Annotated in this window: 23 protein-coding genes; 5 read left to right on the top strand and 18 right to left on the bottom strand. The window is 65.9% G+C overall.

The window, feature by feature from the left end; all coding sequences use genetic code 11:
- Positions 1-125: 125 nt before the first annotated feature.
- From MP11Mi_RS10600 to rpsJ, 15 genes are all read right to left on the bottom strand, one after another.
- Complete coding sequence (locus MP11Mi_RS10600; RefSeq protein WP_420038896.1) at positions 126-947, bottom strand: ABC transporter permease; 822 nt, start codon at positions 945-947, stop codon at positions 126-128.
- Positions 944-1,753, bottom strand: coding sequence for an ABC transporter permease (locus MP11Mi_RS10595; protein ID WP_420038895.1), 810 nt, complete (start codon positions 1,751-1,753; stop codon positions 944-946). The genes MP11Mi_RS10600 and MP11Mi_RS10595 overlap by 4 nt, the downstream gene beginning before the upstream one ends.
- Positions 1,754-1,788: 35 nt before the next feature.
- Positions 1,789-3,207, bottom strand: a complete 1,419-nt coding sequence (locus tag MP11Mi_RS10590; RefSeq protein ID WP_420038894.1) for an ATP-binding cassette domain-containing protein — start codon at positions 3,205-3,207, stop codon at positions 1,789-1,791.
- A 178-nt stretch (positions 3,208-3,385) separates the two neighbouring features.
- Positions 3,386-4,273, bottom strand: coding sequence for a glycosyltransferase family 2 protein (locus MP11Mi_RS10585; protein ID WP_420038893.1), 888 nt, complete (start codon positions 4,271-4,273; stop codon positions 3,386-3,388).
- A gap of 157 nt (positions 4,274-4,430) precedes the next feature.
- Positions 4,431-4,712: a 30S ribosomal protein S17 gene (rpsQ, locus tag MP11Mi_RS10580; RefSeq protein WP_420038892.1), complete on the bottom strand. Its 282-nt coding sequence runs from the start codon at positions 4,710-4,712 to the stop codon at positions 4,431-4,433.
- A complete protein-coding gene (gene rpmC / locus MP11Mi_RS10575; RefSeq protein WP_161893840.1) occupies positions 4,709-4,942 on the bottom strand; it encodes a 50S ribosomal protein L29 in 234 nt (77 codons plus the stop codon). The genes rpsQ and rpmC overlap by 4 nt, the downstream gene beginning before the upstream one ends.
- Positions 4,942-5,358 (bottom strand): 50S ribosomal protein L16, encoded by a 417-nt coding sequence (rplP, locus tag MP11Mi_RS10570; RefSeq protein WP_420038891.1) that lies wholly within the window; start codon positions 5,356-5,358, stop codon positions 4,942-4,944. Before rplP ends, rpmC begins: the two co-directional genes overlap by 1 nt.
- A 3-nt stretch (positions 5,359-5,361) precedes the next feature.
- Positions 5,362-6,174, bottom strand: coding sequence for a 30S ribosomal protein S3 (gene rpsC / locus MP11Mi_RS10565; RefSeq protein WP_420038890.1), 813 nt, complete (start codon positions 6,172-6,174; stop codon positions 5,362-5,364).
- Positions 6,175-6,177: 3 nt separating this feature from the next.
- Positions 6,178-6,588 (bottom strand): 50S ribosomal protein L22, encoded by a 411-nt coding sequence (gene rplV / locus MP11Mi_RS10560; protein WP_420038888.1) that lies wholly within the window; start codon positions 6,586-6,588, stop codon positions 6,178-6,180.
- Positions 6,589-6,591: 3 nt separating this feature from the next.
- Positions 6,592-6,873 carry a 30S ribosomal protein S19 gene (rpsS, locus tag MP11Mi_RS10555; RefSeq protein ID WP_236996200.1) on the bottom strand — a complete coding sequence of 94 codons (282 nt, stop codon included), beginning with the start codon at positions 6,871-6,873 and terminating at the stop codon, positions 6,592-6,594.
- A 16-nt stretch (positions 6,874-6,889) separates the two neighbouring features.
- Complete coding sequence (gene rplB, locus MP11Mi_RS10550) at positions 6,890-7,726, bottom strand: 50S ribosomal protein L2 (RefSeq protein WP_420038887.1); 837 nt, start codon at positions 7,724-7,726, stop codon at positions 6,890-6,892.
- A 32-nt stretch (positions 7,727-7,758) separates the two neighbouring features.
- Complete coding sequence (gene rplW, locus MP11Mi_RS10545; protein ID WP_420038886.1) at positions 7,759-8,064, bottom strand: 50S ribosomal protein L23; 306 nt, start codon at positions 8,062-8,064, stop codon at positions 7,759-7,761.
- Between the two features lie 2 nt (positions 8,065-8,066).
- Positions 8,067-8,723, bottom strand: a complete 657-nt coding sequence (gene rplD / locus MP11Mi_RS10540) for a 50S ribosomal protein L4 (protein WP_420038885.1) — start codon at positions 8,721-8,723, stop codon at positions 8,067-8,069.
- A complete protein-coding gene (rplC, locus tag MP11Mi_RS10535; RefSeq protein WP_420038884.1) occupies positions 8,720-9,376 on the bottom strand; it encodes a 50S ribosomal protein L3 in 657 nt (218 codons plus the stop codon). The genes rplD and rplC overlap by 4 nt, the downstream gene beginning before the upstream one ends.
- A gap of 16 nt (positions 9,377-9,392) precedes the next feature.
- Positions 9,393-9,698 (bottom strand): 30S ribosomal protein S10, encoded by a 306-nt coding sequence (gene rpsJ, locus MP11Mi_RS10530; protein WP_003938093.1) that lies wholly within the window; start codon positions 9,696-9,698, stop codon positions 9,393-9,395.
- 469 nt (positions 9,699-10,167) lie between these two features.
- Between rpsJ and MP11Mi_RS10525 the strand changes: the two genes are divergently transcribed.
- The 4 genes from MP11Mi_RS10525 to MP11Mi_RS10510 all read left to right on the top strand — a co-directional run bounded on the left by MP11Mi_RS10525 (position 10,168) and on the right by MP11Mi_RS10510 (position 13,018).
- A complete protein-coding gene (locus MP11Mi_RS10525; RefSeq protein ID WP_420038882.1) occupies positions 10,168-10,659 on the top strand; it encodes a hotdog fold domain-containing protein in 492 nt (163 codons plus the stop codon).
- A gap of 25 nt (positions 10,660-10,684) precedes the next feature.
- Positions 10,685-11,434: a DsbA family protein gene (locus MP11Mi_RS10520; protein WP_420038881.1), complete on the top strand. Its 750-nt coding sequence runs from the start codon at positions 10,685-10,687 to the stop codon at positions 11,432-11,434.
- A 158-nt stretch (positions 11,435-11,592) separates the two neighbouring features.
- Positions 11,593-12,339 (top strand): DsbA family protein, encoded by a 747-nt coding sequence (locus MP11Mi_RS10515; protein WP_420038880.1) that lies wholly within the window; start codon positions 11,593-11,595, stop codon positions 12,337-12,339.
- 7 nt (positions 12,340-12,346) lie between these two features.
- Positions 12,347-13,018, top strand: coding sequence for a vitamin K epoxide reductase family protein (locus MP11Mi_RS10510; RefSeq protein ID WP_420038879.1), 672 nt, complete (start codon positions 12,347-12,349; stop codon positions 13,016-13,018).
- 21 nt (positions 13,019-13,039) lie between these two features.
- Here MP11Mi_RS10510 and mftG read toward each other — a convergent pair whose 3' ends face one another.
- Genes mftG through mftE form a run of 3 tightly spaced genes read right to left on the bottom strand, consistent with a single transcriptional unit; the run spans position 13,040 to position 16,393 of the window.
- The gene (mftG, locus tag MP11Mi_RS10505; protein ID WP_420038878.1) at positions 13,040-14,254 is read right to left on the bottom strand and encodes a mycofactocin system GMC family oxidoreductase MftG; all 1,215 of its coding nucleotides are present in this window, start codon (positions 14,252-14,254) and stop codon (positions 13,040-13,042) included.
- 4 nt (positions 14,255-14,258) lie between these two features.
- Positions 14,259-15,686: a mycofactocin biosynthesis glycosyltransferase MftF gene (gene mftF / locus MP11Mi_RS10500; RefSeq protein ID WP_420038877.1), complete on the bottom strand. Its 1,428-nt coding sequence runs from the start codon at positions 15,684-15,686 to the stop codon at positions 14,259-14,261.
- Positions 15,683-16,393: a mycofactocin biosynthesis peptidyl-dipeptidase MftE gene (gene mftE, locus MP11Mi_RS10495; protein WP_420038876.1), complete on the bottom strand. Its 711-nt coding sequence runs from the start codon at positions 16,391-16,393 to the stop codon at positions 15,683-15,685. Before mftE ends, mftF begins: the two co-directional genes overlap by 4 nt.
- A gap of 150 nt (positions 16,394-16,543) precedes the next feature.
- On the opposite strand from mftE, the gene MP11Mi_RS10490 reads away from it, so the two are divergent.
- Positions 16,544-17,659 carry a CaiB/BaiF CoA transferase family protein gene (locus MP11Mi_RS10490; protein ID WP_420038875.1) on the top strand — a complete coding sequence of 372 codons (1,116 nt, stop codon included), beginning with the start codon at positions 16,544-16,546 and terminating at the stop codon, positions 17,657-17,659.
- Positions 17,660-17,686: the final 27 nt, after the last annotated feature.

Raw genomic sequence — 17,686 nt, 5'->3', positions numbered from 1 at the left:
ACTCATGCACCGCAGATAGGCCGGCACATCGTGTTACACGTGATACATATCTGTAACCCTAGAGGCGGGGGCGCATGCCACTGGCAAGCTCAGGATATTACCCGCGCCGCACCTTTCGTCTGGAATCATCTAGTTGTCGCAGCCCTGCGATATCCACGCAATGCGGGGTATACACTGCACCCGACGAAAACGACGGTCCATATCATGACTTTGATGAAAGCCTCCAACACTGGGCCGCCGACCGCAAACCCCCGCATCAACTCAATTGCCGGCGTCATGGGCTGATTCGCGACTATCGGCTGCAACCATCCCGGATAGGCGTCGATCGGCGAGAACCCTGAGTTGAAGAACATCAGGAGATTCGTCAATAGTCCGAGATATTGGACGAGTGGAGCGCCGGGCGGCGAATTCACGGCGATCGCCAACACGAAGACTGCGTACGCACCGCCGAACACCAAGGGTATCGCGACGAGACCGAGCGCCCCGAGCAGCCCCTCCTCGAACCGGAAGCCCATCACGTAGCCGACGAGCAACAGTTCCAGAGTCAGGAACAGGATACGGATGACCTCGGCGACCACCCGAGACGTCAGGTCGGCGGCGCGGTTGATCGGTAGCACGTACAGACGCGCGAGTAGACCCGTCGACCGTTCCTTGTTCAAGCGGACCGCAGACACGACGGAGCCGCCCATCGCGCCGATCAGGATCATCAGCGGGACCGTGCCGTACAGGCTGTCCTGCCCCGTAGCCGACCCGACTGCGTCACCGAGCACCACCTTGACCAGCACCATCGAGACGGCGGGCACGATAAACGACTGCAGAACCGTCGGCACGTCCCGCACGTAGACGAGCAGTTGCCGCCACGTGAGTACGCGTGACGCGTCGAACCAGGCGCGCACCGACGTCTCGTGTGCCCGCACAGGTGCCGCATCGGGTCGAATCGTGGTCATCGTCGACCACCTCGAACTCCGACCGTCAGCAGGGCGGCCGCGACGACGGCGATCCCAATGCACCACCAGACGGTCGGTGCCGCCACCGACCACGTCAAGGGCTCCGGCGAATCGACGACGCGCATCACGTCAACGAATTGCGACACCGGCTGATTGCGAGCGAATCCGCGAATCCACTCAGGGAAACGTTCTTCGGGTGAGAATCCGGTCGATACCAGACCCAAGATCATCATCGGCAGGCCGAGTAGCTGGCTCGTGGCTTCCGGACTGCTCGCCACTCCGCCCGCACCGTCCGACAGCAGCGCGAGGAGCACTCCGATACCCAGCGCGATCCCGAGTAGCGACAATGTTCCACCGGTGCCGCCATCGGGACGCCATCCGATAATCAGGCAGGCTATCGCGGCGCAGATCAACGAAATGATCAGAAGCGCGGTGTTCGTCGCCAAACGCGCGAGACCCGGAACGATCCTCGGCATGGGCAGTATCCGAAATCGGGCGCTGATTCCGGCACTCACGTCGAATGCCGCGCGCATCGCGGCGGAGGTCGCCGCGAAACTGATGGACAACAGGAGAATGATCGGGGCGAGGAATGTCCCGTAATCCAAACCCGGCACGGTGTCCATGACCTTACGAAGCGGAACATAGAAGCACACGGCCAAGAACGCCGGGGCAATGAATGCGAAGGCGAACTCCCCATTGCGGAGAACCTTCACGAGTCCGCGAGCGGTCAGTGTCCACCATTGACGGATCGCGCGCACACCGGTCGACACCTCGACGTGGTCCGGAATCGTCTGGCCCCCGGCCACCTGCCTCCCGACCTCTTGCCCCCTGCCGAGTCCTGTCACTCGGCGTCGTCCTCGTCGCCGGGCCGCGCGCTACCCGTCGTCTTGTCGGTCAGTGCCAGGAAGACCTCGTCCAAGGAGGGTCGGCGCAACACGATGTCGGCGAGCGGAATCTTCGCGGCTTCGGTGCGGCGGATGACTTCAGCCAACGTCTGCGGGCCGTCCGGGGCAGGTACCGACACTGCCTCGGATTCGTTCTGTGCTGCGTCGTCCGACGCTGCCCCGTCGGGTGCACGATCGCGCGCGGCCTGGGGGTCGAGCATGTCGGCGAGTCGCGCGCGCAACCGAGGGAGATAGGCGGGGTGGGCGGGCGTCACTTCGCAGTACGCCGCCCCGGTCGCGGCCTTGAGTTCGTCCGACGTGCCTTCCGCGATCACGCGTCCACCGTCGATGACCACGATGTTGTCGGACAGCCGATCGGCTTCTTCCAGATACTGCGTCGTGAGGAGGATCGTCACACCGGAGTCCCGCAGTTGCTCGACCACCGCCCACACTTCCTGGCGGCTGCGCGGGTCGAGGCCGGTCGTCGGTTCGTCGAGGAACACGACCTCGGGGCGGGTGACCAGGCCGCATGCGATGTCGATGCGTCGGCGCATGCCGCCGGAGTACTTTCCGACGCGGCGACCGGCCGCCTCGGTGAGACCGAACTCGGCGAGCAGTTCGTCGGCGCGCACGGCTGCCCGCTTCTTCGGCAGACCGAGCAGACGCCCGAACAGGATGAGATTCTCGCGGCCGGTGAGCGCCTCGTCGAGCGCGGCGAACTGCCCGGTGAGCATGATGTCGCCGCGCACGGCGGACGCGTCGTCGACGATGTCGTGACCGGCGACTACGGCTTCGCCGCCGTCGGGTGCGAGGAGTGTGCACAGCATGTTGACCGTGGTGGTCTTGCCTGCACCGTTCGGGCCGAGGAGGGCGACGATCGTGCCCTTCGGCACCGCGAACGACACGTCGTCGACGGCGGTGAAGTCCCCGAACGTCTTTCGCAGGTGCGACACGACGATCGCCGGTTCGGCGGCCTGACCTTCCGATACATGAGTCGGACTCAACGACGGAAAGGTGATGGTTTCGGCGGCAGCGTTCTCGACGTCTTCTGGGGACCGCAACGGCTCTGGCGACGCGGTGGTCATCACGTCCCACGACGCGTGCCGTGGAGCGCGCGGCCGAGAATGGGATGCGGGGGACGCCGTCGCCTGCGATACCTGACGAACTCTGCGGCGCACTCCGGGAGCCGACCGTCCGACCGCGTGCGCGATCTGGGTCGGGACATCGCGCGCGGTCGCCTCGGTCGGTTCGGCGTCAGCCGGCGTCGGCGCATCGACCGGACCGGCAGCTTCGGCGTCGACCGGTGCCCCGCCCAGTTCGTCGCGCCACGCGCGCAATTCCTTGAGGACGGGATCGTCGTCGGGCACCCAGGGCATAGTGTCCGTCAGAGCGTCTCGGGGAGGCTGCCGACGGGAACGGATGTGCTCATGGGGATCCGTACCGTGCTCCATGCGTGCCTTCCTCGAACCAATCCATTACATCGCCCGAAAGTGACTATCGTTCGGCGTCACGGCAGCGTTTCACAAACCTTTCTCCGAGATCGAGCCGTGACCGTCACCGGTGGTCCCGGCCGTCGGTGATCAGCGCGCGCTCCCGCTCCAGTGGCCGGAATAGTCGGTGTGGACGCCAGGTGCCTTCTTCGTCGTTCCACGGTCGCATGATGAGCCAGAGAACCGTCGCCATCGCGAAACGGAACGGTAGGTCGGCCCGCATCCGCCGCAGCAGCCGGGCGTCTCCCCTTGCTTTCGCGGTCCGGACCCCGCCGGTGAGGTAGTGCCGATTTCGGATCGGCGAGAATCGGAGTTGTCGTCCCGACGTGTCGACGACGGCCGCGGGGACCAGGCGACACCGCACACCCTGTTCGACGAGCGCCAACGACAAGTCGAGGTCGTCCCACACATCGTTCGCTCGGGTCAGTCTCGATTCGACGAGGCTCCAGCATTCACGGCGCAGAGCCATGTTCGCGCCGGCGAGCGAGTCGATGTCCTTGCCGCCCGCGAATTTCTCCGCCGCTTTGGTCTGCATCCTCAGCAGCCGTTCGCGGGCCGGTCCGTCGGACAGCATGACCAGACCGGTCATCGCGCCGTACTCGCTGTTGGCCGGGTTGTCGAAGAAGTCCATCACCCGTTCGGCCCAGGTGGGCTCGGCTTGGCTGTCGGCGTCGATTCGCGCCAGCACATCGCCTTCCGCCGCCGACATGCCTGCCGATACCGCTTCCACGACGCCCGGCGTTGGTTCGGCGAGTAGACGGATCCGACGCTCGCCGTCGTTCGAATACCGGCGGATGTGCGCGGTGACGATGTCTGCGGTGCGGTCGGTCGACGCGTTGTCGACGACAACGATCTCGTCCACCGGCCTCGTCTGGTTCAGCAGGTGGTCCAGGCATCTGCTGATGGCGTCTTCTTCGTTGTATGCGGGTATGACCACGGAAAGAGTCGTCATTCCACTCCTCGGCATCGACGGCGGGCGATTGCGCTCACTCTAACGACTATGTCGGCCGTTTAGCGGATAGACGTGCCTACCCACAAAAATCAGATCGCCCCTCCCGGGTTCCCGGGAGGGGCGATCTGCTGTGTTTCACCGTCAGGCGACGAGCGGCTTACTTAGCCTTCTCGAGCACCTCGACCAGGCGCCAGCGCTTGGTGGCCGACTGCGGTCGGGTCTCCATGATGCGAACGCGGTCGCCGATGCCGGCGGTCTCGCTCTCATCGTGCGCCTTGACCTTGCTGGTCCTGCGGATGATCTTGCCGTAGAGCGGGTGGCTCTTGCGATCTTCCAGCTCGACCGTGATGGTCTTGGTCATCTTGTCACTGACGACGTAACCGATCCGCTCCTTGCGGCGGTTGCGTTCTTCGACGTTCACGTTCTGGTCCTCACTCATGCGTCTTCACCTTCCGGTCCGGACGCCAGGCCCAGCTCGCGCTCACGCATAACGGTGTAGACGCGAGCGATCTCACGACGCACGGTGCGCAGGCGACGGTTGTTGTCGAGCTGGCCGGTTGCCATCTGGAAGCGAAGGTTGAACAGCTCTTCCTTCGACTCCTTGAGGCGGTCGACCAGATCGGTGTCACTGAGCTCGCGGAGCTCAGACGCAGCGATTCCGAGTGCCATCAGAACTGCTCCTCTCTGGTCACGATCCGGGTCTTCATGGGGAGTTTGTGCTGTGCGCGACGCAGGGCCTCGCGAGCAGTCTCCTCATTGGGGTAGGTCATCTCGAACAGCACGCGGCCCGGCTTAACCGGGGCCACCCACCACTCGGGCGAACCCTTACCGGAACCCATGCGGGTCTCGGCAGGCTTCTTCGTGATCGGGCGGTCCGGGAAGATGTTGATCCAGACCTTGCCGCCACGCTTGATGTGGCGGTTGATCGCGATACGAGCGGACTCGATCTGACGGTTGGTGATGTAAGCACCCTCCAGGGCCTGGATACCGTAGTCGCCGAAGGAGACCTTGGTTCCGCCCGACGCCTGACCCTTCAGGCTGGGGTGGTGCTGCTTGCGGTGCTTGACCCGACGAGGGATCAACATGGGCTAGCCCTCCTGCTTCTCTGCCTGCGCAGGCGCAGACGCCTCTGCAGCCGCACCCTCGGCAGCCGCGCTGCGGCCCGCGTCGGTTCCGGTCGAGGTGGTGCCGGAGGCACCGCTGCGACGCGGGCGGCTGGGACGACGCGGACGACGGTCTTCTGCCGGAGCGGCCGCAGCCAGCTCGCGGCGACCGCCGACGACGTCACCCTTGTAGATCCAGACCTTGACGCCGATACGGCCGAAGGTCGTCTTGGCCTCGTAGAGTCCGTAGTCGATGTCGGCGCGCAGCGTGTGCAGCGGGACGCGACCCTCGCGGTAGAACTCCTTGCGGCTCATCTCAGCTCCGCCGAGACGGCCCGAGCACTGGACACGGATGCCCTTCACGCCGGGCTGGCGCATGGCCGACTGGATGGCCTTGCGCATCGCGCGGCGGAATGCCACACGGTTGGACAGCTGCTCGGCGACGCCCTGAGCAACGAGCTGGGCGTCGGCCTCGGGGTTCTTGACCTCGAGGATGTTCAGCTGAACCTGCTTGCCGGTGAGCTTCTCCAGGTCGCCGCGGATGCGATCGGCTTCGGCGCCGCGGCGGCCGATGACGATGCCCGGACGGGCGGTGTGGATGTCGACGCGAACACGGTCACGGGTGCGCTCGATCTCCACCTTGGAGATGCCTGCGCGCTCGAGGCCGGTGCTCAGCAGCTTGCGGATGGCGACGTCTTCCTTGACGTAGTCCGCGTACTGCTTGTCGGCGTACCAACGTGAACTCCAGTCGGTGGTGATGCCGAGGCGGAAGCCATGCGGGTTGATCTTCTGGCCCACGGTTCAGGCTCCCTTCTTCTTCTGCTGGCGCGAACGAGCACGTCCGCCGTTCTCCGCTGCAGCTGCAACGACCACAGTGATGTGGCTGGTGCGCTTGCGGATTCGGAACGCACGGCCCTGGGCGCGAGGCTGGAAGCGCTTCAAGGTCGGCCCCTCGTCGGCGTAAGCCTCCGAGATGACCAGGGTGCGACGATCCTGCCCCTGGTTGTTCTCTGCATTGGCGATCGCGCTGGCGAGCACCTTGTACACGGGCTCGCTGGCCGACTGCGGGGCGAACCGCAGAATGTCCAGGGCCTCGTCCACGTTCTTGCCGCGGACCAGGTCGAGGACGCGGCGAGCCTTCATCGGGGTGACGCGAACGAACTTCGCGGTCGCCCGTGCGGTCTGCACTGCGTTTTCAGTATCAGTAGTCATGGTTTACCGGCGCTTCGCTTTCCGGTCATCCTTGATGTGACCCTTGAAGGTTCGGGTGGGTGCGAACTCACCGAGCTTGTGCCCCACCATGGAATCCGACACGAACACCGGCACGTGCTTGCGACCGTCGTGGACGGCGAACGTGTGACCGATGAAGTCAGGCGTGATGGTCGAGCGGCGCGACCAGGTCTTGATGACCTGTTTGGTGCCCTTCTCGTTCTGAACGTCCACCTTCTTCAGGAGGTGGTCGTCGACGAACGGGCCCTTCTTCAGGCTGCGTGGCATTTTTTACCTCCTCCTATTATCGCTTGTTCTTGCCGGTACGACGGCGGCGGACGATCAGCTTGTCGCTGGGCTTGTTCTTGCGGGTGCGGCCTTCCGGCTTGCCCCACGGGCTGACCGGGTGGCGACCACCGGAGGTCTTGCCCTCGCCACCACCGTGCGGGTGGTCGACCGGGTTCATGACGACACCACGGACGGTCGGGCGCTTGCCCTTCCAGCGCATGCGGCCGGCCTTGCCCCAGTTGATGTTGCTCTGCTCAGCGTTGCCGACCTCGCCGACGGTTGCGCGGCAGCGCACGTCGACGCGACGGATCTCGCCGGACGGCATACGCAGCGTGGCGTAGGGGCCTTCCTTGCCGAGGAGCTGGATCGACGCACCGGCCGAGCGTGCCATCTTGGCGCCGCCGCCCGGACGCAGCTCCACGTTGTGGATCTGGGTACCGGTCGGGATGTTGCGCAGCGGCAGGTTGTTGCCCGGCTTGATGTCGGCGTTCGGACCCGACTCGACGATGTCGCCCTGCTTCAGGTTCTTCGGCGCGATGATGTATCGCTTCTCGCCGTCGACGAAGTGGAGCAGCGCGATCCGAGCCGTGCGGTTCGGGTCGTACTCGATGTGAGCGACCTTGGCGTTGATGCCGTCCTTGTCGTTACGACGGAAGTCGATCAGACGGTAGGCACGCTTGTGGCCGCCACCCTTGTGCCGGGTGGTGATGCGACCGTGGGCGTTACGGCCACCGCTGGAAGTCAGCGGGCGAACCAGCGACTTCTCGGGGTACGAACGAGTGACCTCGGAGAAGTCGGCACCGCTCGAGCCGCGGCGACCCGGGGTCGTCGGCTTGTACTTACGAATTGCCATGAGTGTTAGTCCCTAATCCTTCTCGCGGGCGGTCAGCTGACCGCTCCCCCGAAGATCTCGATGGGCTTGCTGTCAGCGGACAGCGTCACGATGGCGCGCTTGGTGTTCTTGCGCTTGCCGTAACCGAAGCGGGTGCGCTTGCGCTTGCCCTGACGGTTCGCGGTGTTGACGCTGGAGACCTTGACGTCGAAGATCGCCTCGATCGCGATCTTGATCTGGGTCTTGTTCGACTCCGGGTGCACCAGGAAGGTGTACACATTGTCTTCGACCAGCCCGTAGGCCTTCTCCGAGATCACCGGCGCCAGGATGATGTCACGCGGGTCTGCGTGCGTAGCCATTCCTAGGCCTCCTTCTTGTTCAGCTCGATGAAGACGTTCAGAGTCTCGACGCTGAACACGACCTCATCGGAATCGAGGATGTCGTACGTGTTGAGCTGATCAGCGGTGATGCCCAGCACGCCCGGCAGGTTCGCGATACTCTTCCAGCCGGCCTCGTCTTCACGGGTGAGGACGACCAGGAACTTGCGACGGTCGCTCAGCAGTTCGAGGAACTTGAGGGCGGCCTTGGTCGACGGGCTCTGGCCCGCGACGAGCTCGGTCACGACGTGGATGCGCTCGCTGCGAGCACGGTCCGACAGGGCGCCACGGAGAGCGGCGACCTTCATCTTCTTGTTGACCTTCTGCGAGTAGTCGCGCGGCTGCGGACCGTGAACGGTGCCGCCGCCGACGAACTGCGGTGCACGGGTCGAACCCTGGCGGGCGCGACCGGTGCCCTTCTGGCGGTACGGCTTAGCGCCGCCGCCGGAGACGAGTCCGCGCGTCTTGGTCGAGTGCGTGCCCTGACGGCCTGCGGCCTGCTGGGCGACGACGACCTGGTGCATCAGCGCGATGTTCGCAGTCTTGTCGAACAGCTCGGCCGGCAGGTCGACAGTTCCGTTAACGGAGCCATCGGCCGCCCGGACGTCGAGCGTCAGCTTGGTTGTGGTTTCGGTGCTCACTTGTTGCCACCCTTCACTGCCTCGCGGACCACCACGACGCCGCCCTTGCGGCCGGGGATCGCGCCCTTGATCAACAGGAGACCGGCGTCGGCGTCGACCTTGTGAACCGTCAGGTTCTGCGTGGTCACCTTGTCGTTACCCATACGGCCTGCCATGCGCATGCCCTTGAACACGCGGCCCGGTGTCGCACAGCCGCCGATGGAACCCGGCGAACGGTGGACGCGGTGCGTACCGTGGCTCGCGCCCAGACCAGCGAAGCCGTGACGCTTCATGACGCCGGCGAAGCCTTTGCCCTTGGAGGTGCCGGTCACGTCGACCTTGACACCGTCCGCGAACAGGTCGGCTCCGAGTTCCTGGCCGACCTCGAACTCCGAGATGTCGTTGACACGAAGCTCGGTGAGGTGGCGGCGCGGGGTAACTCCGGCCTTGGCGAACTGGCCGGCGACCGGCTTGTTCACCTTGCGGGGGTCGATGGCGCCGTAGGCGAGCTGGACTGCCGTGTAGCCGTCACGCTCCGCAGTGCGGAGCTGCGTGACGACGTTGGAGCCGGTCGCGATGACGGTCACCGGGACGACCCGGTTGTTCTCGTCGAAGACCTGGGTCATGCCGAGCTTGGTGCCCAGGATGCCCTTGGTTGCATTTTGCTTGCTCATTTAATCCGATCCTCCGTCACTGAATGTTGACGTCGACGCTGGCAGGCAAATCGATACGCATGAGCGCATCGACCGTCTTGGGCGTCGGGTCGAGGATGTCAATGAGTCGCTTGTGAGTGCGCATCTCGAAATGTTCGCGGCTGTCCTTGTACTTATGCGGCGAACGGATGACGCAGTACACGTTCTTTTCGGTGGGCAACGGCACTGGGCCGACCACACGTGCACCCGTGCGGGTCACGGTCTCCACGATCTTGCGCGCCGAAGCGTCGATCGCTTCGTGGTCGTAGGCCTTGAGCCTGATGCGGATCTTCTGTCCCGCCACGCTGTGTCCTCTTCCGTCTGATTGTCTCTCGACAGCAGAACACCGCGTGGACCACACCCGTGCATGCACGGGCGGCAACTGAGCCACATGACCAACCCCGTGAGATCGGGCGATCGACGCTGTTCTTCTGTCGTTGTACGTTGCCGGACTCTCGTCCAGCTGTCGGCTATCGCCGACTCGCCTCCGGTACCCCGCGGTCGGGCGTGTCGTGTCCGTGTCGATCAGCAAATCGCACGCGTTACACACCTGGCCCGCGGTTGCGGCCCTAGAAGTTTGTGAGCCCCCAAATTGGAGGCAACCTGAATAGTATGCAGCACCTGGTCGGTGATCTCAAATCGTTCCGCGTGGTCAGAAGCGGTGATCTTGGTCTCGCTCGCCGCAGCGTTGTTTCTGCTGTCGCGGCCTCAGCTGAGTCGACGCATCTTCAGCGCGGGCACAGGTGAGACTGCGGTGCGGCTACCATCGAGGTATGAGTGACACTTCCGGTAACAGTAAGAGTCCGACGTACGCGCTCCGTCGCAAGCTGCCACAGAACAAGATCGGCGACGCGCTGTTCTCGCTCGGCATGGTCGCGCGGGTCCCCTACTTCGGCACCATCCTGCCGTTCGTCGAAGAGATGGAGCCCGGATATTGCCGGGTGACCGCCCCCAAATGGTTCGGCGTGCACAACCACATCGGCACGTTCCATGCGATCGCGGCGTGCAACCTCGCCGAAACCGCGATGGGCATGCTCATGGAGGCGACCGTTCCGACGACGCACCGTTGGATCCCGAAGGGGATGAACACGCAGTACCTGACAAAGGCCAACACCCGGCTCACCGCACACGCTGAACTGGCCGAACCGGTCGACTTCGACGCGATCACCGAAGGCACCGACGTCGTAGTGTCCATCCGTGTCCTCGATCGGGAGAGCACCGAAGTGGTCCACTGCGACATCACTACCTGGGTGACGCCCGCATAGGCAGTCCCCACATAGGATGAGCCGCATGAACGCACTCGGTCGTCATCGTCGCGTCACGTCGAGAGTCGGCCGCACCGCCGCGCTCGGTTGTCTCGCGACCGGAGCACTCCTCATCGGAGCGTGCGGCATCGACGGCACTCCCGTCCCCGACCGATCGACCGCCGACACGTCGACGGGCTCCGGGTCATCGCCCGCACCGTCGACCGGGGCACCGGTCATGGCGGACGGCGCGTTCCGGGTCACCTCGGCCGCGGGCCAACCCAAGGTGATCGTCACCGTCGTCGAAGACCTGGCGTGCCCGGCCTGCAAACAGTTCGAGAGCGTCGTCGGCCCGACGATCGACGGTTACGGCGGCGACCCCGACATCGCGGTGGACTACCGGATCATCTCGTTCCTGGACCGAGTCTCCCCCGACCGCTATTCCTCACGCGCGGCGAACGCGTCGTACTGCGTCTGGCACGCAGGCGACGGCTCGATCAAAAGCCAACAGGCGTGGCGCGGATTCCAGCACGCCATGTTCCAACGGCAGCCCGACGAAGGTGGTCCCGGCCTCGACGACAGCGAGATCATCGCCATCGCCGCCCAGAACGGCGCCGTCGACGTCGCGGACTGCATCACCGGCGGCCAGTACGGAGCTGACGTCTCCGCCAGCACCGAACAGACGCAGGACGACCCCGATTTCACGGGCACTCCGACCGTCCTGGTGAACGGCGAGCAGATCGAGGTCACGTCTGCCGCGGACGTGAAACGCGCGGTAGAGGCTGCACGCCGCTGATCCCCTCGCCCGGCCGAAGTGCCCGAACGAGCTGGACATTCCGAAGTGTCTGTCATGAACCTCTCAGGGTGAAACCAGTACTCTTGCACCCGAGTACGCTTTGTCGCGCACCCAACGGTCGTCGAGCCGGGCGCGGCACCACCTGCGAAGGATGAACTGTGACCCAGAATCGTCGAACCGTCGTCGACCCGCGGCAGGCAGAACGCCGCCGCTCCCTCATGTTCAAAATCGGTGCGGCCGTTGTGCTGATCGCAGTAGCCGCAGGCATCGCGATCTGGGCCGTCGCGAGCAACAACGAAGACTCGAGTACCGGCGGCTCCGCCACCCCGACCGTCGTCACCGAGGACGGCTTCATCCGGGTGTCGGCCGCGCCGAAGGGCACCGAGCCCAAAGCCGTGGTGTCGCTCGTCGAAGACTTCCAATGCCCCGCATGCCAGGCCTTCGAAACCAAGCATGGCGAGACGCTCCAGGAACTGGCTAAGAACCCGAACGTCGCCATCGACTACAAGCCGATCGTCTTCCTCGACCGCGGTGGCCAGACCCAATTCTCGGCGAACACGTCCAACGCATCGATGTGCGTCGCCGAAGCGACCGGCAAGAGCGGCGACATGTCGGTGTGGCTCAAGTTCCACAACCTCTTGTTCGCGAACCAGCAGCAGGAGGGCAGCCCCGGCCCCAGCGACGACCAGCTGCGCAAGTTCGCCGAGGAAGCCGGCGCGACCGGCGTCTCCCAGTGCATCAAGGACGACCAGTTCGGCAAATGGCTATCCGAACAGAGCTCCAGCGTCCTGAAAGACTCCGGCTTCCAGGGCACCCCGTGGGTTCGCCTGAACGGCAAGACCATCGACGCGATGAACCTGTCGACTCAGCAGCTCACGGACGCCGTCAACGGCGCCGCGAAGTAGCCCGACGATGACCGAACAGGACGTCGCCGACGCGCCCGAACCCGACAGCCCCGAGCCGGCGACCGAACAGGTCGCCGCGTCCGCCGACGAATGGGGCGGTCACGCGTTGACCGAGCCGCGCGCGACGTCGCCGATCGCAGCATGGGTACTCCTGGTGACCGGCATCCTCGGACTGACCGCGGCCGCGATGCTCACGATCGAACGCATCGAACTGCTGATCAATCCCGAAGCAGCCCTCTCGTGCAACTTCAACCCGATCATTTCGTGCGGGTCGGTCATGGTCACCGAACAAGGCCGTTTCTTCGGATTCCCCAACCCCATCCTCGGTCTCCCCGCGTTCGCTGTGGTCATCGTGACCGCGGTCCTCGCGATTGGCCGTGTACGGCTTCCCCGCTGGTATTGGATCGGGCTGTCGATCGGCACCGCGCTCGGCTGGGTGTTCGTCCACTACCTGATCTTCCAGAGCATCTACCGCATCGGCGCCCTCTGCCCGTACTGCATGGTCGTCTGGGCCATCACCCCGCTGATCCTGGTGCTCAGCGTCTCGCGTGCCCTGCCCGACAACCGGATCGGTCGGTCGATCCGCGAATGGATGGGCGTACTGCTACCCGTCTGGTACGTCGCGGTGATCGCCGCGGGCGGCGTCAAATTCTGGGACTACTGGCAGACCCTGTTCTGACGAACCCGGCCGGCGGACCGCTCACATACGCGACGCGAGCAGCACTGCCAGCATGACGATGCTCGCGTGCGGGCCGCTGTGCAGCGGGCCCGGCAAGATCGAGCCGTCGACGACCCGTAGGCCACGCCACCCGTGCACGCGACCGTCCGCGTCGGTGGCCGCACCAGCCGGCAACGATCCCCACGCGTGCTGGGACATACCGACGACCGGATCCACCCGCACCGATCCCGGTTCGACGAGGCCCGCGAACGCGCGACCCTCAAGCAGGTCGACCACCGTTTGGACACCCCGCGACATCCGCTCCGACGACGCACCGTCCGGCACACCCAGATCGATCGTCTCGCCGTCGACGAACCCCGAAGTGCCCGCCATGTCGGCGACGCCGATCGGAACCCCAGTCGCCTCCATCGAAGTGAACGCCGCGAAGTCGTCTCCGTAGGGTCTGATCTCCAGCCCGTCGACGTGCAGCACGGTCTGCAGCAGTGCGGGAGCCCGCAGCGCCGTTCGCGGCGTGAATCGCACGATGCGCTCGGCGTGCTCGTGGACCGGCAGCGGACCGACCAGCGGCGCGACGAGTCGCGCGGTGCCGAGAGTGCCAGCACAGACGATCACGTCACTCGCCTCGATCTGTTCCCCCGTCGAGACGCGGACACCGATCACTTCATCACCGGACGTTGCCAACCCGACGACCTCGACACCGGATCGAATCGTCAGCCCAGGCCGCCGTGCCGCCGCCGACAACACATGCCCGGCCGTCCACCGAGCCCCGTCGACTCGGTTGCTCCGCACCCGATTCAGTCCGTCGCCCGGCCACGACCCGGTGTTCACGGCCCCGCCGCATGCGGTTTCGAACGTGCGGGCCAGCACGCCGAGTTCGTGGTCGGCGAACGAGGTGGTCCGCATCAACGCGTCGGCGTCGTCGAATGCTGCGCCGATCTCGGCGCCGGTCCACGGCCACGACGCGTAGTCGTCGCGGTGCCCGCGGAGGAAGTACGCACCATTGATCGCCGACGACCCGCCGACACCACTGCCCCGCACCACCGGCCTGCCGCCGCGTTCAACGATCGGCGTCGCCCGTTCGACAGAATCGATGGGCAGACGATCGAGCGGGGCCGCGAACAATCCGCCGGGCCCGCGCTCGAACACCGTCACGCGACGCGACGGGTCTCGGGACAGCCGTTCGGCGAGCACGCATCCGGCCGACCCTGCCCCGACGATCACTACGTCGGGGCTCACCGCATCACCGGGAGATCACCGGGCGCAGCGCGCCGACATCACGACGCTTCAGCGCGCCCTGCCACAGCCCGGCCCCGTAGGCGAGGTCGTCGAGGCGGCGGTAAGCGACATAGTGCAGCGGGCCCATCACCGGAGCCTCCGGGTCGACGAGTTGAAATCGCACCCACATCGCGACTGCTTCAGCGACGGCGACCGACGGCAGCCAGCGCCGAAAGCGTCGGCTGCACGCGAACGCGAGCAATGACGCGGGCCAGTAGTGTCTGAGCACGGCGGCGCACGCCTGCAGCAGACCGAAACCGACGGCCCGCGCTGTGTTCTGGGCGGCGATCGCCCGGGCGCGCGGGACGTCGCCGAGCAGTCGACGTGTCCGCCGGTAGACGAACGTGAGGATCACCGAGGCAACGAGCACGCCCCACCGGCTGCGCGTCATCAACCCGATGACCGCTGCGGCAAGCGGCACCGTCGTGACGACCGGTGCGGCCAGCGCGCCGTGCCGGAGGGCCAGCTCCGCACCGCCCGTCCCATAGAATCGTCGCCGATTCAGCATGGCGCGCAACGTCTCTCGATGATCATGTCCGACCGAGGCGATCGGGTCGTACCGGATTCGCCAGCCGTGCTCGTGGGTCCGCCAGCACAGGTCGACGTCTTCGGCGACGCGCAGCGACTCGTCGAACCCGAGGAACGCGTCACGACGGATCACCATCGCCGCGCTCGGCACGTAGGCGATGGGGCTACCTGGGGCGACGAGGGCTTCTCGCGGCCCCATGTCGAGGGAGGAGAATCGGTTGGCATATGCGGCGACGGCGGACGAATCCTGTTCAACACCGCCGCCCACCACGCCGAGGGCGACGATCCGCGGTGCGACGATCGCGACCGCGGGGTCGGCGAAATGGCCGAGCAGCATCGTCAGCCAACCGCTCTCTGGGACGGTGTCCGAGTCGAGGAACGCGACGAACTCGGTGGTGGCCGCTGCGGTTCCCGCGTTCCGGGCGGCAGCCGGACCACGGTTGGCGTCGAACCGGATCACCCGAACACCGGTCGGTACACGGATTGGTTCGTCGGACGCGTCGTCGACGACGATCACCTCGACGTCGTCACTGAGAGCGGCGAGTAGCCGGTCGACCCCGGACTGATTGCCGTGCACCGGGACGACCACAGTCACCTCGGAGACGTCGGGACCGGACATCGGCCGCGGATGCGCGATACCCGCATCGAGCAGACGTCGCGCCAGAACTTGAGTTCCACCGTCGTGGACCGCGATCCGACCGTCGCCGGACGTCATCCCCAACGCCGGGTCGGACAGCTTCATCACACGCAATGGCGACCCGCCGACGAGGTATCGCAGGTTGCCGCGGCGCGCACACCGTGGATCGATCTGCACTTGGAATCCGGTCGGCAGCGTCGTCGCCGGGCCTTTCGTGCCTGCGTTCACGCGAGCCGCCCGTCCTCGCGTACCGTCCACACCTGCAACGACGTCGCGAGGGCCGTCGCGCCAGCGGCGAGCATCGCCGCGCCGCGGTCGGCGTCCGCAGACGTCGGGTCCCCGAGGACGCCGTTCGGGCTGACCGCGGCGACACCGCCGGAACGCAGATCGTCCATCAACTGGGCGACCGGCGTGGTGACGCCTGCCTGCGCCGCGTCGACGCGCACCGCGTCCGGGCTCATCGACAACATCAGCGATGTCTCGGCGTCGCCTGCGTGCGCGTCGGCGTCCGCGAACGCGCACGGCCACCACGTCGCGTCGCGTCCCTCGTACCGCAGGAGCGCGACGGCTGCGGCCAGCGCGAACGCGTTGCCGCCGTGCCCGTTCACGAATACGACGCGCGCGGCCCACCGGCACACGCTCCGGCCGTATTCGACGATCAGGCGTTCGAGCACCTCGGCTCCGATCGACACCGTTCCAGGAAAGCCTTCGTGTTCGCCGGACGCGCCGTACGCGATGGTCGGCGCGAGAAGCACGTCGCGATTAGCGACCGATTCGACGGCGCGCGCGGCGATGTCGACAGCGATCCGGCCGTCGGTGTCGACGGGTAGATGCGGTCCATGCTGTTCGACGGCCCCGACCGGTACGACGATCGTCAGATCTCTGTCGATCAAGTCGCTCCACACCCGGGCCCCCAATTCGAGCGCAGGGGTCATTCCAGTAACCCTACCGACGTGTCCGCCGCCACCATAGGGCCGACGCCGTTTCCGAATAGTCCGGCCCGCAGCCCGGACACCGATGCGGCGTGTGTAATGCTGAGTCCGAGTAGGTGATTCAGCACACGTCCGATTCGCAGAGGATTTCTCATGTCTACGTCGACCGATCGCACCCCGTCGGGTCGTTCCGGCCCCCTGGCCTCCATCCGTGTCATCGAGTTCGCGGGTATCGGCCCGGGACCGCACGCGGCGATGCTTCTCGCCGACCTCGGCGCCGACGTGATCCGCGTCCAGCGACCTGGTGATCTGCCCGATCCGAACCGCAAGGCGGACGCGATGCTGCGCGGCCGTCGCGTCGTCGAAGCGAACTTGAAGAACCCGTCCGACCGCGAGACGATCCTGAACCTCGTCGGCAAGGCCGACGTGGTCCTCGAAGGCTTCCGCCCGGGTGTCATGGAGCGCCTCGGATTCGGCCCGGACGATCTCGCGAAGGTCAACGACAGACTGATCTACGGCCGGATGACCGGCTGGGGTCAGGACGGTCCGCGCTCCGAGCTCGCCGGGCACGACATGAACTACATCTCGCTGACCGGCATGCTGCACGCGATCGGGCGCAGCGACGAGCGCCCGACCCCGCCGTTGAACCTCGTCGGCGACTTCGGCGGCGGTTCGATGTTCCTCGTGATGGGCGTCCTCGCCGCTCTCGTCGAACGCAGCGTCTCCGGTAAAGGCGAGGTCATCGACGCCGCCATGGTCGACGGCGCGTCCGCGCTCGGCCAGATGATGTGGGCGTTCCGCGGCACCGGTCTGTGGCAGGACGCGCGCGGCGTCAACCTGCTCGACACGGGCGCCCCCTACTACGAGGTGTACGAGTGCTCGGACGGCAAGTGGATGGCGGTCGGCGCGATCGAGCCGCAGTTCTACGCCGCGCTCCTCACCGGCCTCGGTCTGGATCCGGAAGCGATTCCCGACCAGAACGACTTCGCCAAGTGGGATGAGTTGAAGCAGATCTTCAGCGACACGTTCAAGACGAAGTCGCGTGACGAGTGGGCCGCGATCTTCGAGGGCACCGACGCGTGCACGTCGCCGATCTTGGATTGGCAGGAAGCACCGAACGATCCGCATCTGGCCGCCCGCGGCACGCTGGTGGACATCGACGGTGTGACCCAGGCACAGGTCGCGCCCCGTTTCTCCCGCTCGGCCACCCTCACGCCGGAGCCGCCGGCCCGCGCAGCAACCGATCCCGCAGCCCTCTGGCAAGACTGACTTCCACCGGGTCGACATGCAATTGAC

The organism is Gordonia abscondita (assembly GCF_032711245.1).
GTDB lineage: Bacteria > Actinomycetota > Actinomycetes > Mycobacteriales > Mycobacteriaceae > Gordonia.
This window is presented reverse-complemented; position numbering and strand designations above follow the sequence as displayed.

Coding starts and splice junctions, on each gene's coding strand:
- rplP (WP_420038891.1), bottom strand. CDS start 5,358: ATGTTGATCCCTCGTCGGGTCAAGCACCGCAAGCAGCACCACCCCAGC.
- rplW (WP_420038886.1), bottom strand. CDS start 8,064: ATGGCTACGCACGCAGACCCGCGTGACATCATCCTGGCGCCGGTGATC.
- rpsS (WP_236996200.1), bottom strand. CDS start 6,873: ATGCCACGCAGCCTGAAGAAGGGCCCGTTCGTCGACGACCACCTCCTG.
- MP11Mi_RS10600 (WP_420038896.1), bottom strand. CDS start 947: ATGACCACGATTCGACCCGATGCGGCACCTGTGCGGGCACACGAGACG.
- MP11Mi_RS10585 (WP_420038893.1), bottom strand. CDS start 4,273: ATGACGACTCTTTCCGTGGTCATACCCGCATACAACGAAGAAGACGCC.
- MP11Mi_RS10525 (WP_420038882.1), top strand. CDS start 10,168: ATGAGTGACACTTCCGGTAACAGTAAGAGTCCGACGTACGCGCTCCGT.
- rplB (WP_420038887.1), bottom strand. CDS start 7,726: ATGGCAATTCGTAAGTACAAGCCGACGACCCCGGGTCGCCGCGGCTCG.
- mftE (WP_420038876.1), bottom strand. CDS start 16,393: ATGACCCCTGCGCTCGAATTGGGGGCCCGGGTGTGGAGCGACTTGATC.
- rpsQ (WP_420038892.1), bottom strand. CDS start 4,712: ATGAGTGAGGACCAGAACGTGAACGTCGAAGAACGCAACCGCCGCAAG.
- rplV (WP_420038888.1), bottom strand. CDS start 6,588: ATGACTACTGATACTGAAAACGCAGTGCAGACCGCACGGGCGACCGCG.
- rpmC (WP_161893840.1), bottom strand. CDS start 4,942: ATGGCACTCGGAATCGCTGCGTCTGAGCTCCGCGAGCTCAGTGACACC.
- MP11Mi_RS10490 (WP_420038875.1), top strand. CDS start 16,544: ATGTCTACGTCGACCGATCGCACCCCGTCGGGTCGTTCCGGCCCCCTG.
- MP11Mi_RS10590 (WP_420038894.1), bottom strand. CDS start 3,207: ATGCCCTGGGTGCCCGACGACGATCCCGTCCTCAAGGAATTGCGCGCG.
- rplC (WP_420038884.1), bottom strand. CDS start 9,376: ATGAGCAAGCAAAATGCAACCAAGGGCATCCTGGGCACCAAGCTCGGC.
- MP11Mi_RS10520 (WP_420038881.1), top strand. CDS start 10,685: ATGAACGCACTCGGTCGTCATCGTCGCGTCACGTCGAGAGTCGGCCGC.
- MP11Mi_RS10510 (WP_420038879.1), top strand. CDS start 12,347: ATGACCGAACAGGACGTCGCCGACGCGCCCGAACCCGACAGCCCCGAG.